The 14,079-nt window shown below is 67.2% G+C and carries 13 protein-coding genes; 1 reads left to right on the top strand and 12 read right to left on the bottom strand.

Features of this window, described 5'->3' with window-relative positions; all coding sequences use genetic code 11:
- Nucleotides 1–172 precede the first annotated feature (172 nt).
- The 11 genes from EDF58_RS12210 to EDF58_RS12160 form a co-directional block, all read right to left on the bottom strand.
- On the bottom strand, nucleotides 173–1,717 hold the full coding sequence (locus EDF58_RS12210; protein ID WP_132265788.1) for a SulP family inorganic anion transporter: 1,545 nt from the start codon (nucleotides 1,715–1,717) through the stop codon (nucleotides 173–175).
- Nucleotides 1,714–2,403 carry a carbonic anhydrase gene (locus tag EDF58_RS12205; RefSeq protein ID WP_132265786.1) on the bottom strand — a complete coding sequence of 230 codons (690 nt, stop codon included), beginning with the start codon at nucleotides 2,401–2,403 and terminating at the stop codon, nucleotides 1,714–1,716. Before EDF58_RS12205 ends, EDF58_RS12210 begins: the two co-directional genes overlap by 4 nt.
- Before the next feature lie 279 nt (nucleotides 2,404–2,682).
- On the bottom strand, nucleotides 2,683–4,008 hold the full coding sequence (locus tag EDF58_RS12200; RefSeq protein WP_132265784.1) for an ATP-binding protein: 1,326 nt from the start codon (nucleotides 4,006–4,008) through the stop codon (nucleotides 2,683–2,685).
- Nucleotides 4,008–4,748, bottom strand: coding sequence for a response regulator transcription factor (locus EDF58_RS12195; protein ID WP_132266225.1), 741 nt, complete (start codon nucleotides 4,746–4,748; stop codon nucleotides 4,008–4,010). Before EDF58_RS12195 ends, EDF58_RS12200 begins: the two co-directional genes overlap by 1 nt.
- 171 nt (nucleotides 4,749–4,919) lie before the next feature.
- A complete protein-coding gene (locus EDF58_RS12190) occupies nucleotides 4,920–5,183 on the bottom strand; it encodes a hypothetical protein (protein ID WP_132265782.1) in 264 nt (87 codons plus the stop codon).
- 140 nt (nucleotides 5,184–5,323) lie between these two features.
- Nucleotides 5,324–6,397 (bottom strand): cell wall hydrolase, encoded by a 1,074-nt coding sequence (locus tag EDF58_RS12185; RefSeq protein WP_132266222.1) that lies wholly within the window; start codon nucleotides 6,395–6,397, stop codon nucleotides 5,324–5,326.
- A gap of 19 nt (nucleotides 6,398–6,416) precedes the next feature.
- Nucleotides 6,417–7,724, bottom strand: coding sequence for a type III PLP-dependent enzyme (locus tag EDF58_RS12180; protein WP_132265780.1), 1,308 nt, complete (start codon nucleotides 7,722–7,724; stop codon nucleotides 6,417–6,419).
- The gene (locus tag EDF58_RS12175) at nucleotides 7,721–7,960 is read right to left on the bottom strand and encodes an acyl carrier protein (protein WP_132265778.1); all 240 of its coding nucleotides are present in this window, start codon (nucleotides 7,958–7,960) and stop codon (nucleotides 7,721–7,723) included. Before EDF58_RS12175 ends, EDF58_RS12180 begins: the two co-directional genes overlap by 4 nt.
- 28 nt (nucleotides 7,961–7,988) lie before the next feature.
- Nucleotides 7,989–9,551, bottom strand: coding sequence for an AMP-binding protein (locus tag EDF58_RS12170; RefSeq protein WP_132265776.1), 1,563 nt, complete (start codon nucleotides 9,549–9,551; stop codon nucleotides 7,989–7,991).
- Nucleotides 9,548–10,150, bottom strand: a complete 603-nt coding sequence (locus EDF58_RS12165; RefSeq protein ID WP_132265774.1) for a serine acetyltransferase — start codon at nucleotides 10,148–10,150, stop codon at nucleotides 9,548–9,550. The genes EDF58_RS12170 and EDF58_RS12165 overlap by 4 nt, the downstream gene beginning before the upstream one ends.
- Nucleotides 10,098–11,189, bottom strand: coding sequence for a glycosyltransferase family 61 protein (locus tag EDF58_RS12160; protein ID WP_207912941.1), 1,092 nt, complete (start codon nucleotides 11,187–11,189; stop codon nucleotides 10,098–10,100). The genes EDF58_RS12165 and EDF58_RS12160 overlap by 53 nt, the downstream gene beginning before the upstream one ends.
- 213 nt (nucleotides 11,190–11,402) lie before the next feature.
- On the opposite strand from EDF58_RS12160, the gene EDF58_RS12155 reads away from it, so the two are divergent.
- Nucleotides 11,403–12,773, top strand: a complete 1,371-nt coding sequence (locus EDF58_RS12155; protein ID WP_132265772.1) for a glycosyltransferase family 4 protein — start codon at nucleotides 11,403–11,405, stop codon at nucleotides 12,771–12,773.
- On the opposite strand, the gene EDF58_RS12150 is transcribed toward EDF58_RS12155, so the two are convergent.
- Nucleotides 12,750–14,063: a glycosyltransferase family 4 protein gene (locus tag EDF58_RS12150; RefSeq protein ID WP_132265770.1), complete on the bottom strand. Its 1,314-nt coding sequence runs from the start codon at nucleotides 14,061–14,063 to the stop codon at nucleotides 12,750–12,752. The genes EDF58_RS12155 and EDF58_RS12150 overlap by 24 nt on opposite strands.
- Between the last annotated feature and the right edge of the window lie 16 nt (nucleotides 14,064–14,079).

Genomic DNA, 14,079 nt, shown 5'->3' with positions numbered 1-14,079 from the left:
CAATAATACGTCCAATCATTGTCCTTAGCGTGTCGCATCGGTGACAAAGTGTTTCTCGAACAAAGCGGCGTCATTCGCGCAAAAAGAAACCGGACGGTCCGCGGGGAACCGTCCGGCAAGGAGAGGGACGCGGACGTGAGGAGGTCCGCGTCTTACGAGATGTGAAACGTCGTCATGCCGCGACAGGCAGCGGGCGCAGGATCAGCTCGGGGCCGGTCACGCGGTCCGCATGGCCGCTCTGGCGGCGGCGGTTGAGCCATTCGCTGATGGTCTCGGCAGTGGTGTGGTCCATGACCTTCAGCTGGCCGAGGTCAAGGTGGACCGGGCGGCCATGCGGGAGCTTTTCCAGGACCTTGTTGAGACGGGTGAGGCCGAGGAACGTCGCGCCGCCGCCGAGGGCGAGACGGGTCGATTCGCCGGTGTCGTGCTCTTCCACGTTCAGGCGCAGGTTCTTGAAGTGCGGAGCCAGCTCCAGCACCGTCAGAGCCAGGCCGACGAGGACGCCGGTGAGCAGGTCGGTGGTGACGACCAGCACGAAAGTCACGGCCCAGATCACGGCGGGGAAGGCGCCATAGGCATGGAACAGGTGACGGACGTGGCTGAGGCTTACCAGACGGAAGCCGGTCACGACCAGGACGCCGCCAAGGGCCGCCATCGGCACTTCGCGCAGCAGCCAGGGCAGCAGCGCGATGAACGCCAGGATCCAGGCGCCGTGGAAGATCGTCGAAAGACGGGTCCGGGCGCCGGCCTGGACGTTGGCCGAGCTGCGAACGATCACGCCGGTCATCGGCAGGGCGCCGAACACGCCGCAGAGCAGGTTGCCGATGCCCTGTGCGCGCAGTTCCTTGTCGTACTTGGTGCGCACGCCGTCATGCATCCGGTCCACCGCAGCGGCCGAAAGCAGAGTCTCGGCACTGGCGATGAAGGCGATGGCAAGCGCCGCCACGATCAGGGCCGGATTGGCGAGCGGGGCGAACCAGCCGGTGCTGGTCGGCAGGGCGAAGGCCGCGCCGATCGATTCCGGCACGGCGATGCGCGCCACATCGAGGCCCATGGTCCAGGCGACGGCCGTTGCCGCCACGACGCCGAGAAGCGCGCCGGGGACGAGGCCCATGTTCTTCGGACGAACCTTTTCCCAGCCGATCATGACGATCATCGTCAGGACGCCGAGCATGACGGCCATTTCGGTGGAGGCCATGTTGGTGGGGTCGAGGCCGAGGACGCGGGCGGGCATCATCGCCATGTTCTGGAGCCCGCTCGACATCGGCTTCTCGTCGAAGAGGATGTGGAACTGGCCTATCACGATCAGCGCGCCGATGCCGGCGAGCATGCCGTGGACGACGGCCGGGCTGATGGCGCGGAACAGGCCGCCGAGGCGCAGTGCGCCGGCCACGAGCTGGAACACGCCGGCCAGCAGCAGGACCGGGCCAAGGGCTTCGAGGCCGTGCTCGCGCACGAATTCGAAGACAATGACGGCAAGGCCGGCTGCCGGGCCGCTCACCTGCAGCGGCGAGCCTGCCAGCAGGCCGACGACCAGGCCGCCGATGATGCCGGTGACCAGGCCCTTTTCAGGCGGCACGCCGGAGGCGATGGCGATGCCCATGCAGAGCGGCATCGCCACCAGGAAGACCACGATCGAAGCCGTGAAGTCTCTGGCGAGGTGGGCGAAGGGCCCACTGCGGGTTTCCTCCGCAGAGGTGGCGGTTGCGGTCGTCATTCAGCTGCCTCGGCGAATTCGGTGGCGATGCGGGTCTTGGCCCGAAGCGCGACCGGAAGCGGTGCATTCTCGCGAAGCGGTTCGAACTGGCCGGTCTCGCCGTCGAGGCCGAGGACCTGGCCGGCGTGGATGTCCACGAACCAGCCGTGAAGCGTCACGTCGCCGCGGGCGATCGCGGCCGCGACCGACGGATGCGTGCGCAAGTGGGCGATCTGGGCAATGATGTTTTCGAGGCTGATGGCGCGGATGCGCTCATTGCCGTCAAGTTCGCCGTGGCAGGTGCTGACGATGTGCTCGGCAGCCGCGCCGTGCTTGAGCCAGGCGGCCACGTTCGGCATGGCTTCGAGGCCGGTCGGGTCGCTGAGCGCCTTCATCGCGCCGCAGCCCGAGTGGCCGCAGACGATGATGTCGCTGACGCCGAGGGCGGCCACGGCGTATTCCACGGTGGACGTGACGCCGCCGTTGAGCGTGGCGTAAGGCGGCACCATGTTGCCGGCGTTACGGCAGACGAACAGGTCGCCCGGCTGCGCCTGCATGATCTGCTCCGGCACGATACGCGAATCGGCGCAGGAGATCATGAGGGCCTTGGGTTCCTGGCCTTCGTTGGCGAGCTTGCCGAACAGTTCGCTGCTGGCGGGGAAGATGGTCTTCTCGAAATGGAAGACGCGTCCGATCAGTTCATTCACTCTCGTCACCTTTCCTTGATTTTAGGTGCTCCGCGCTCTCCGGAGGGGTGGGGGAACGGGGCGCGGAGCTTGATCGAGAAAAGTACGGATCGCTGTTTTCGGCTGTCGTGCGCCTTTGTCAGGAAATGTTGCTGCGCTGCAGCGTAAAGGAACGGCTTTCCGCCGGAATTCCCCGGTCTTCGGTGGTTTTACCGAAGACCGGATCGTGTTGCTGGCTATTGCGGAACGATAACAGGAACTTGGCTGGGTAATTCTGAGGCGTGCCGAAGGCAGGCCGCGTCAGTGGGCCACGATGGGAAGGCGAATCGTGGCGCGCAGGCCGCCTTCGGGGCGGTTCCTGAGGTCGAGCGTGCCGCCCTCCAGCCTGACCGCCTTGCGCACGATCGGCAGGCCCAGGCCCATGCCGGCGGTGTCACGGGCGCGCGCGGTGTCCAGCCGGACGAAAGGCTGGAGCGCGTCCGTGATGCGCTCTTCCGGGATGCCCGGGCCGTCGTCGTCCACGGTGATCTCGGCGGCTCCGCCGTCGCGCCGCAGACCGACGCGGACGTTGCCGCCATAGTGGAGCGCGTTCTCGATCAGATTGGACAGCGCGCGGCGGATGGAGACAGGGCGGGCCATGATTTCCAGGCTCGGAAGGCCGGAATAGGTCGCATCGGCGCCGCGATCCGCGGCGGTGTCGACCAGGGTTTCGGCCATGATCGCCAGGTCGATGCGCTCGGCCGGGATCTGGGTGCCGCCGGTATCGACATAGGCCTGGATCGAATCGAGCAGCATTCGCATCTCGTCGATGTCATGGTTGATGCCATCGCGCACCACGGGGTCCACGTCGCCGTCGTCCAGCCGCAGGCGCATGCGGGCGAGCGGCGTCTTGAGGTCGTGGCCGATGGCCAGCATCGTGTGCGTACGATCGAGCAGCGACTGGTGGATGCGTTCCTGCATCTCGTTCATCGCGCGGATCAGTTCCCGCATTTCGTCGGGGCCGCGCTCCGGCACGAGGCGGGGCGGGCCGGCACCGAAGTTGCGGGTGGCGCGGATCAGGGAGCGCAGCGGGTGCAGCGCGGCGCGCAGCAGCAGCCAGGCGAGCGAAATGAGCAGGAGCGTCGGCAGGACCAGGCTGGCGAAACGGCCGATGCTGAGTTTCCAGGCGGAGCGGGCATGGGTGCGGAAATCGAGCACGGCGCCGTCGGCCAGCCGCAGCGAGCCGCCGATATTGCCGTCTCTAGGGATCGATTCCAGATGCAGTTCGAGATCGCTGTGGGCCAGTTCCGGCGCCATCTCGATCACTTGCGCGCGCAAGTTCGCAAGGCCCAGGGAGCCGCGATAGCGCTTGCCCTGCTCGTTCAGTCTCAGCGAAAACTGCGCCGTGCTGAGCGCGGAAGTTACGATCTGGCGATCGTCGGTCTTCGCATGGTCGATGGCGCGGCTTGCCAGCACCAGGTTTTCGGCGATGCGCTGGGCGTCGTCCCGGCGCAGCTCGAACGTATTGGCGCGTTCGAACAGCACCGTGTTGCAGATCACGTCGATGACGAAGACCAGCAGCAGGACGGCGATCAGTCGCTCGGGCAGGCCGAAGCGCCGGAACAGACGAAACCGGCGCAAGGACATCAGGCGCGCGTGACCTCGGCCTTGAACATGTAGCCGACGCCGCGAACCGTGACGATGGGCGATTCCCCGCCCTCGGCCTGAAGCTTGCGGCGCAGGCGGCTGACGAGCACGTCCACGCTGCGATCCGAGCTGTCGCCCAGGCGCGAGCGCGAAAGTTCGATCAGGCGCTCGCGGCCCAGAACGCGCTGCGGATAGGCGAGAAAGGTGGCGAGCAGGTCGAACTCGGCGCCGGTCAGGTCGACCATGGCCCCGGTGGGCGAGCGCAGTTCGCGGCGGGCCATGGAGAGGTTCCAGCCTTCGAAGCGTATCGATTCCGGCGTGCGTCCGTCGGCAACGGTCTCGCTGCCGGTGAAATCTGCCGTGGCTGGATTGTTGCCGCCGCGGCGCAGCACCGCGCTGACGCGGGCAGCGAGTTCGCGGGTGCTGAAGGGCTTGGCGAGGTAGTCGTCCGCGCCCAGTTCCAGTCCGAGCACGCGATCTTCCTCGCTGCCGCGGGCGCTGATGAAGATCACCGGGATGTCGCATTCGCGGCGCAGACGGCGGAACAGGTCGAAGCCGCTGGTGCCGGGAAGCATGATGTCGAGCACGACCAGGCTCACCGGCCCTTCGCGCAGGGTCACCCACATTTCCGCGCCGGTTGCGGCGGTGAGCACGTTGAAGCCGGTCTGGCGCAGGGCCCGCGCGGTCAGCGTGCGCAGAGGACCATCGTCCTCCACCAACAGGATCGTCGGAGTGGGCATCGGGCCTTCGTCGAGATGGCGATAGATGGGGGCTGTTGTGTTGCTCATCGTCTCTTCATGCACAGGTGTAGTTTTTCACGCGCCGCTTTGCAAACGACGCCCGCGATTTGCCGGCAATGCGGCAAGGGCCAGCGGCGGCAGGATGGGCCGCAACCGCCGGGCTGCGGGGGGTTATCGGGTGCGAGGGGCTTCCGCTCTGGCCAGAGCCGGCGCGGCCGTCTTCGCTTCGGCCTGGGCATTGTGGTGGCGGCAGGCGCGACCCTTCGAGGGGTCGGGATGGCAGACGGCGCGGGGCTTGGCCTTGTTCGTGGAAGGCTTCGCCGGTGCGGCGACCGCGGTGTGGCCCTTGAGGTGCGCAACCGTGTTGTTGGCAAGCGCGGCGCCAGGCAGGGCAAGGGCGCAAGTGGCGGCAATGGCGATGAGGGTGGATTTCATGTCGTTCGGGTCTCCAAGCTGTTGGAGCCGAATCTGGTCATGCCAGGTGTCTTGCTTTGTGCGCGATTGTTACGAAAGGTTTCTGGCGGGAAATAGTTCGAAACCATCGAGCAAGGTTCCGGCAATGGCGGCCCGCGCGATCAGGTTCCGCGTGTCAGGCACTGCGCGCGAATTGTACGCGCAAACTCGGCGCAGTTCCAGAGGGCCTGGTCCGCAGCGCCGGGGCGGCGCACGAAAGTGAAGGAAATGGCGTCCACCGAACCACCGGGCAGGGGGAGGGCCTGGGCGCGGCGGGCAGGGTCGGTCCAACCGATGAAACGGCATTCTTCCAGCCCTTCGCAGCGCCGTTCGGCCAGTTCCGGGAAAGTGCCGGGCGCATTGGCGGGCAAAGTGACGAGGAACAGGCCGGGGTCGGGTGCCGCCCATGCGGTTTCGGGCAACGAGGGTTCGGGCGCTATGACGTCCGATACGGCCGGGGCCTTGCCAGCGGGCAATTGGCCGAGATGGGCGGCGGAAAGCTGCGCCAGTTGCGCGATGCGGGGTTCGCCTCCGGCGTAGTGGCGGATGAAAGCGGCGGCCTTGCCGGCGGCTCCCGGCCAACCGAAGAACAAGTGGCTTTTGACGACCGCCAGCTTCTCCATGGTCCGGTCCCACGACGGGCTGACCCAGTCGGTATGGTAATGCGTGGCCTTGCCTACCCCGATTTCGACCCGGCCCAGCAGCATTTCGCCCGCCGTCTCGCGCGCTCTTCGCCAGTCGGCAGCCGAAGGGCGGCGGCGCGTGAGCGATCCGTCGCAGGTGAACGTGAACTGGCAGCCCGTCGCCCGCTCCGCCCCCGCAAAGACGACGCCGCAAACGGTGGCCGGAAAGGCCGCGTGGCGCACGCGGTTGAGCACCACTTGCGCCACAGCGCGCTGGTCCGCAGGCTCCCGTCCCGCTTCGTAGTAGTCGGCGGCGGCAAGGCAGTCGATCGCTCTGGCCCGGTCCTCCGCACCTGCATCGAGATGGAATGGCCGCGCCGGCGCCAGGAACCCTGTTGCAAGCGGGGCGGCGGCATTGATCGCGCGGGCCAGCGCGGCGGTCTTTGGCGCGCCAGAGGGCGGGGGCAGCGTCTCCGGAGCGACAGCGCGCGCCACCGGCAGGCTGCGTCCGGAACCGTGGCTTGCCGGAGCCAGCATGACCGCCGCGCCGAGCAGCAGGGCACCCGGCCGCATCACGAGACGCGGCCGGGCGTCATGCGTTCTGGTTGGCGGCGGCGGGGTGGGCCGAATCCACCAGCCTCACCGCCTCCTCCACCGGGGCGCGGCACGATCCGCTGAACGTCCGCGTCGCTCGAAGCAGGGCGCCGGACATGACCAGCACTTCTTCCGGCAGGGGATGGCTGATGAAATGGACCGGGCTGGCGGTCAGCCCGTAAGCGCCGCTGTTGTGGACGGCCAACAGGTCGCCCTCTTCCAGCCGGGGCAGTTCGATGTTGCCGGCAAGACGGTCTATCGAGGTGCAGAGGGGGCCGACCACATCCACCGGCTCGACCGCGTCCTCATCGCTCCGCCCGATCCGGTGCATCAGGTAGTTTCGCCGCACGACCATGCCGAAATGGCCCGAAGCGGGCAGGTGATTGTTCATCCCGCCGTCGCAAATGGCGATGCGTCTCCCGCGCGAGAGCTTGGTAGAGACCACGCGGGTGACGAAAAAGCCCGCCTCGGAGACGAGATAGCGGCCGAGTTCCAGCACCATTCTGGTGCGGGCAAATCGTGGATTTTCGCGCAGCACGGCCAGTTCGTGAAGGAGCGGCTCGGCTACTGCGGAAAGATCCAGAGGCGTGTCTCCTTCGTGATAGGGCACGCCCAGCCCGGAGCCCATGACCAGCACTTCGGGAATGACCGCATGAGCCGCGCAGAGCTGGCTGAATATCGCGATCAGGTGCCGGTATGTTTCCGCAATGGCATCGGCTTTCAGGCACTGCGTTCCGGCATAGATGTGGAAGCCCGCAAGGTGCAGGCCCGGCAGGGTCTGGACTTCCTCCACGGCGGCGTCCGCATCCTCGATGTCTATGCCGAAGGGCGTGGGGCGGCCGGCCATCTGGTCTCCGAAGCCCTTGGGAAGGCTGTCGGGCGAGATCCGCAGCAGCACCGGTTGCACACGCGCCGCCTGTCGCGCGATCCGGTCGGCAAGCCGTGCTTCCCGCAGGGATTCGATCACGAGGTGGCCGACGCCGGCGCGGATTGCGTCGCGGATCTCGGTCTCGCGCTTGCCCGGCCCCGTGAAGCTCAGAAGCGCCGGGTTCCACCCCGCCTCCTGCGCCAGATGCAGTTCTCCGATCGAAGAGACGTCGAGCAGATCGATCCCGCCGGAGAGCCAGGCCAGCAGCGTCGGGTTGGGATTGGCCTTGACCGCGTAGCTCAGTTCCAGCCTGTCTCCGAAATGGGCGCGCAGAAGGGCGATGCGCTGTTCGATCCGCTCGCTGAAATAGACGAAGCACGGCGTGCCGAAACGTTCGGCCGCCTGCTCTAGAAGCCCGTCTTCGTCGCCTGGCGTCATGCCGCCAGCTTCCTCGCGAAATCGAGAATGCGAGTGGCGGTATCGAAGTTCTCCAGCGTCACGTCCTCGGCGCGGATCTCGGTGCCGGTCTCGCGCTCCACGAACATGATCAGATTGAGCATGGCCACGGAATCGAGCGTGCCGCTGGAGAACAGCGGGGTTTCGGCATCGACTTCGCCATGGAGCGCTGCGAACTCCTCGATGCTGCGGATCAGGCTGTCTTCGGTCAGGGCCATGACGGGGAGGTCCTCTTGAACGGGATGCTCAGCGAGCGGAATGAAGGCTGGAAGTGTCGCTGCAGCCGCGAATGACGTCGGGACGGGAGAGCTTGCCGCTGGCCGTGCGCGGCATGGGTTCCGGCCAGACGTGAATGCGCTGCGGCACCATGTAGGCGGGCATCGCCGCCCGGCAGTACGCCAGCAGCGCCTCGCGGCTCGCCTCGCCCAACAACGTCACCGCGACTTGTACCGACTGGCCGAGCATGTCGTCCTGGACCCCGAAGGCGACGACATCGGCGGCAAGGCCGCTGCGATAGACCAGGTCTTCCACTTCGTCGGGACTGACGCGGTAGCCGCTGGTCTTGATCAGCGCATCGTTGCGGGAGACGAACCACAAGTCGCCGTCCTCGTCGATGCGCACGATGTCTCCGCTATAGACCACCGGCTCGTCGCCGATCCGGTCGCGCAGTTCGGGGCAGGGGCGGATCTTCTCCGCTGTCGCTTCGGGGCGGTTCCAATAGCCCTGGCTGACCAGCGGGCCGCGGTGGACGAGTTCGCCTTGCTCGCCGGGACGCGCGACGCCCTCGCCATGGCGGATGACGAAGACTTCGGCGCCGGGGATCGCCTGTCCGATCGAACCCATCTTGGCCGCGAACCGGTCAGGAGCAAGGTAAGTCGAACGGAACGCCTCCGTCAGGCCATACATCAGGAAAATCCGTGCCTTGGCGAAGATACCTGGCATACGTTCCAGAGTGCTCAGCGGGATCTTTCCGCCCGAGTTGGTGATGAAACGCAGGCTCGGCAGCGGCGTGGGCGCGCTGGCCAGCAGGCGCACGATCTGGATCCACAGCGGCGGCACGGCCGCCAGGCCGGTGACTTCGTGGCGAAGGATGGCACGCACGATCTCGCTCGCCATGGCCACGCCTTGATGAACCACGCTGCCACCCACCAGCATCATCGTCGTCAGCTGGTTGAAGCCGTAGTCGAAGCTGTAGGGCAGCACGCTGAGCAGCCGATCACTTTCGGCAAGCTCCAGATATTCGGCAACCGAACGCGCACCTGCCAGGACATTGGCGTGGCTGAGCATGACGCCCTTGGGTTTGCCGGTGGAGCCGGACGTGTAGATGATCGCCGCCAGGTCGTCGGCGCGCCGGGGCAAGGCCTCGAAAGGGAGCGCCGGCAGGTCGGAAAGGCAGGGAAGTCCCTCCAGCCCGCGCGCAGCCGACACCGGTAGGAGGCGGGCGGGGTCGATCCCCTCGGCGGCCAGGACCCGGGCCATGGCCGGCTCGACGATCAGGATAGAGGCTCCGCAGTCTTCTGCGACGAAACGGACCTGCTCGGCCGTCCAGGCCGTGCTGATGTCAACGAGCACGGCGCCTGCCCGCGTCACGCCGAGCAGGGCGGAGACCTCGGCGATGCCCTTGCGCACCTGGACCAGCACGCGGTCTCCTGCGCCCACGCCGCGCGCCGCGAGATGGGTGCCGATCGCCCCGGCCAGGGCGTCGACTTCGCCGTATGTCGCCTGGCGGCCGGCATCGATGAGGAAGGTCTTGCCGGACCGCTGCGGCAGATTGGCCGCGAAAAGTTCGTGGAGCGTGTTAGCGCTCATCGCAGCGGCCCCAGTCGCGGATAGATGCGCGCGGGCGATCCGACGACGATGGAGTCCGAGGGCACGTCCGTGGTGACTGCGGTGTTGGCGGCGATCCGCACCCGGTCTCCCACGCGAATGGCGCCCAGCACGGTGGAATTGACGCCGATGAACACGTCGTCCCCGATCACCGGCGCGCCTTCGCGCATGTTGGAGCCGATGGTGACGTTGTGCATCACGCCCAGCCGGTCGCCGATCACCGATTCCGGGTGGATCGAGAGCGAACCCTCGTTGTTGACGATGTGGAAGTCCCGCCCCAGCGTGGTGGCGGGCGGTATCCAGATCTTGGTGAGGTTCGCCACGAAGACGTGGGCAAAGCCGTACGTCCTGGAGACCAGAACGCGGCCGAGTGGATTGCGCAGGCTGCGGCCCCAGCGGCCGTAGCGGTAAAGGCTCAGCGCGATGAAGGCACCGCTCGTAAACGTGCCGCCATGCCGCCGATAGTCCGCTTTCAACGTGGACCAGCCCCCCGGAGCGGCTGCAGCGGGCAGGCGCGGCACGGTGCCGTCAGACGAGGTCGAGCGTGCGCTCGATCTCGTCGATGTTCGCTGTGAAAGCATGGTTGGTTCCTTCCCCGACGACCAGCGCGTAGTCCTGCCCCTGCCGGTCGGTCAGCAGCTTGAGCGCCGCGACCGCGCGCAGCGGCGGTTGAATGACGAAGGCGCAGCCATCGGGTGGCATCATCGCCAGGCCGTGGACCAGATGGCTTCCCTCCACCCCCATGACGACTTTGGCGCCGCCGCAGGCCCGGACGATCTCTTCGAGACCGGCGTGACTGGGATCGAGCACCTGAAAGCCGCGCCGCCTGGCAAGGGTTTCAGCAATTTCGCTCTCGTTCGTCAGGAACCGCGCATCGCCGCTGCGCCCGCGCAGCAGGAATACGCCGGGGTGCCGTTCGATCGGTCCGCGAATAAGCCGCTGCCGCATGGCCTCGGCCCGCAATCGCTTGTTCTCGTTGTGGGCCGCATCGTCGAACAGCACCAGTTCGCGGAAGAACGCCGATGGGCCTCTGACCGGAAGCATGTCCAGCGCGCGTTCGTAGTCTGGGACATGGCCGCCGGAGCCATGGGTGGTGAAGGGAATGCCGGCGTTCTCGGCCAGGCGGTAGGTCAGGCAATCGTCGCTGAGCCAGTTTCCGAACCAGCGATTGCCGAGCCAGGATTCGAACAGCGCCATGCGCGCTTCCTCGCGCGGGGCGCGGGCGACAGGCAGGAACCGCGAACGCCGCTGCAAGTGCCGGAGCGTGCCCCCGGCATAGAGCACGCCGTCGTGAAGCAGCGCGTTCTTCAGCCGGTAACCGATGGTGGCGGACTGCTTGGCTTCGAAGTCGCCCTTGAACTGGCGCACCACCTCGCTGATCGAGGCGAACTCGCTGCCCGCAATGCGCTCGAACTGACCGGGCAGCACTTTCGCGCGCCTCACTTGCGTGCAGGAGCCCGGCGCCACCTGCCAGCGCTCGACGGCGGCCTGGGCGATGTCGGGGCGCGGTTGCCGCAGCAGTCTGGCGGCGAGCGCCATGGCCGGGCGCAGCGACAAGGCCTGCGGCGGCGCGGGGCGCGGGGCTTCCACGGTCAGGGGCCTGAAGAGGCCGGCGTTCATGACGGGGCCAATTCGCAAGAGCCCTGCTTGCGGGAAGGAGACAGCAGCAGGGGGCAGGATAGTGGCAAGGCATGTCTCCGCAAACTCTGCGCAAGTTCGCATGTCGTGCCCTTCCGGCGCATCCGGGCGATGGGGTTCCCACGCCCCACAGGTCAAATTCCATTGTGAAAACTCGCAATGCCGCGAGGCCCGGGGCTCGGCCATAGTCGCGGCATGACTGAGATTGCGGAACAGGCGGCCCCGACGGCGTTCGCCTTTCGGGAGCGCGGAACCGGCGGCGCTGCGCCGAGCGCGGAGCGTGTCCCTGCTCGGGAGACGGTGGCGGACGATCGCCTGAAAGTGGCCTATTTCACCAACGTCTACCCCAAGATCAGCCACAGCTTCATCAAGACCGAGATCGAGGCGCTGGAACGCCGCGGCTTCGTGGTCAGCCGCTTCACGGTTCGCCGGTCGGGCGAGCGCTTCGAGGATGTGTCGGATCGGCTCGAGGCCGCCTGCACCCATGCCCTGCTGGAGCATCGCGCCGCACTGGTGCTGGCGGCAATCTCCGCCTGCGTGGTCCGGCCGGGTGCCGCCATGGGTGCGCTCGCGCTGGCCTGGCGAACTGCGGGAGCCGGCAGGCGATGGAAGGCTCTTGCCTATTTCGCCGAGGCAGCCCTGCTGGCGCAGCGGCTGACGCGCCGGGGGATAAGCCATGTCCATGCGCATTTCGGCACCAACCCGGCGGCAGTGGCGCGACTGGCGGCAAGACTGGCCCCGATCACGTACAGCTTCACCGTTCACGGCCCGGACGAGTTCGACGATCCTCGCGGGCTGGATTTACGAGGCAAGATTGCCGAGGCGGCTTTCGTGGCCGGTGTTTCCAGCTTCGGACGCGGGCAACTGATGCGCTGGGCCTCGCCGGGCGATTGGCAGCGCCTTCATGTCGTGCGCTGCGCTCCCTCTCCATCGTTCGTCCCGGCGTCCGAAATCGGGGCTTCTCCGGTTGAGTTTCCGCCGGCGCCGCATTTGCTCTGCGTGGCGCGGCTCAGCGCGCAGAAGGGCTTGCCCTTGCTGATCGAGGCGATGGAACGGGTCGCGGTGGATCGCGCGGTCACGCTCGATGTGATCGGCGACGGCGAGGACCGTGCCGCGATAGAGCGCCAGATCGCCCGAGCCGGGCTGGAGCGCTGCGTCCGGCTGCTTGGCTGGGCCACGCCAGAGGCGATCCGCGCCGCCTTGCAGCAGGCTCGGGCGCTGGTGCTGCCGAGTTTTGCGGAAGGCCTTCCCGTCGTGCTGATGGAGGCGATGGCCAGCGGGCGCCCGGTCATTACCACCGCGATCGCGGGTATCCCCGAGTTGGTGGACGAGCGCGTGGGGTGGCTGGTTCCGTCCGGTTCCTCCGATGCCATGGCCGCCGCGATCGAGGCCGCGCTCGATGCATCGCCGCGAGAACTGGCCGCCATGGGCGAACGCGGGCGCCGGCGCGTGCTGGAACGGCATGATCCCGACCGCAGCGCCCAGCAGCTTGCCGATCTGCTCGCGCCACTCGTGCAGGCAAAGTCAGGTTTCAGTTGGGGGTCAGCCCAGATTCGACAGGATTGAGGACAGGATGTCTCCGCCCGTGCGCATGGCCAGGAACGTGGCGAAGCGCCGTGTCGAGCCGCTCTCCTCGAACAGGCGGTCGTAAAGCGCGATCCAGCTGCGCAGGACGCGGGGCCAGTCGTAGCCTACGGTTTCGGCCTTGTGCCGGGCCTTGATGGAAAGTGTCTCGGCGAAGTCCGGATCGCGGGCGAGGCGGGTCATGGCGCTTGCCAGACCCTTGACGATCGCTTCCTCGCTTTCGGGTGGGATCAGAATGCCGGTCTGGGCATCGAGCAGCATCTGCGGCCCGCCCCAGTCCACACAGACCGCGGGGAGCCCCAGCATCATCGCTTCCTGGATGACCGTGCCGCTCGCTTCCGCCAGGGTCGGGAACAGGAAGCCGCGAAACTGGCGCAGATGCGCGAAAAGGGCCTCCCGGTTGGTGCTGTAGGGTTTGAAGACGAGCCGCGAGGAAACGCCCTGGCGCAAGGCGAGTTCGCGAAGCCTGCGGCTTTCGGGGCCGTCTCCGATCACTTCCAGTCTTGCCTGCGGCACCCTGGCCAGCGCCCGGATCACCAGATCGCAGGCTTTGTAGCGTACCAGCCTGCCCAGGAACACGAAGTTCCAGTTCTGGCTCTGGTGCACGATGCGGCGATGGTCGCGCAGGCGCGGATCGACGCCGCTGTTGATGACCGTGACCATCCGGTCCCTGCGGCATCCGCCCAGTTCCAGCGTGCGGGCCGTGCGTTCGCCGCCCGAGACGAACAGGCGTGCCTGCAGTTTGCCGCGAAACAGCACGCGGCTCGATAGCTGCACCGGCCGCGTCAGCATGGCGCCCAGCCGCTTGGTCCAGCTCTCCCGGAACATCAGGGTGGGAGGATGAAGGATACTGCCGTTGAGCGGGCCGATCACCACCGGCGCGCCGCGAATGGGGAAGCTGATGCCGCTGGGCGCGATCGGGGCGGTGAAGTGGACGATCCAGGGCTGCACCCTGTCCACCTCGCGCTGGACGGCGCGATGCAGCAGCCAGCTATCCACCAGCCCGAGCAGCCAGTGCAGCCGGTAGCGATCGAGGCCGCGCTGCAGCGGCCCGTCCTTCACATAGACCACGCCGCTGTCGATGCCGTAGGCCGTCAGCTCCCCTCGCACGCGGGCATGCGTGACCTGGGTCACGTCGAAGCCCAGTTCGCGGTAGCCCAGGAAGACCGACAGGGCCTTGAGCGCTTCGCCGCCCATCCGGCGGGACAAGTTGGGAGAGGCAAGGACGATGCGGGGGCATTCGCATGGCGCGTCCGGCTGCGGCATCGTCATGAGTGCAGGGCCCGTG

The sequence above is a fragment of the Novosphingobium sp. PhB57 genome (assembly GCF_004342985.1).
In the GTDB taxonomy this organism is placed as follows: domain Bacteria; phylum Pseudomonadota; class Alphaproteobacteria; order Sphingomonadales; family Sphingomonadaceae; genus Novosphingobium.
This window is presented reverse-complemented; position numbering and strand designations above follow the sequence as displayed.

Coding starts and splice junctions, on each gene's coding strand:
- EDF58_RS12210 (WP_132265788.1), bottom strand. CDS start 1,717: ATGACGACCGCAACCGCCACCTCTGCGGAGGAAACCCGCAGTGGGCCC.
- EDF58_RS12160 (WP_207912941.1), bottom strand. CDS start 11,189: ATGAACGCCGGCCTCTTCAGGCCCCTGACCGTGGAAGCCCCGCGCCCC.
- EDF58_RS12165 (WP_132265774.1), bottom strand. CDS start 10,150: ATGCTTTCACAGCGAACATCGACGAGATCGAGCGCACGCTCGACCTCG.
- EDF58_RS12150 (WP_132265770.1), bottom strand. CDS start 14,063: ATGACGATGCCGCAGCCGGACGCGCCATGCGAATGCCCCCGCATCGTC.
- EDF58_RS12195 (WP_132266225.1), bottom strand. CDS start 4,748: ATGCCCACTCCGACGATCCTGTTGGTGGAGGACGATGGTCCTCTGCGC.
- EDF58_RS12200 (WP_132265784.1), bottom strand. CDS start 4,008: ATGTCCTTGCGCCGGTTTCGTCTGTTCCGGCGCTTCGGCCTGCCCGAG.
- EDF58_RS12185 (WP_132266222.1), bottom strand. CDS start 6,397: ATGCGGCCGGGTGCCCTGCTGCTCGGCGCGGCGGTCATGCTGGCTCCG.
- EDF58_RS12175 (WP_132265778.1), bottom strand. CDS start 7,960: ATGGCCCTGACCGAAGACAGCCTGATCCGCAGCATCGAGGAGTTCGCA.
- EDF58_RS12155 (WP_132265772.1), top strand. CDS start 11,403: ATGACTGAGATTGCGGAACAGGCGGCCCCGACGGCGTTCGCCTTTCGG.
- EDF58_RS12190 (WP_132265782.1), bottom strand. CDS start 5,183: ATGAAATCCACCCTCATCGCCATTGCCGCCACTTGCGCCCTTGCCCTG.
- EDF58_RS12180 (WP_132265780.1), bottom strand. CDS start 7,724: ATGACGCCAGGCGACGAAGACGGGCTTCTAGAGCAGGCGGCCGAACGT.
- EDF58_RS12170 (WP_132265776.1), bottom strand. CDS start 9,551: ATGAGCGCTAACACGCTCCACGAACTTTTCGCGGCCAATCTGCCGCAG.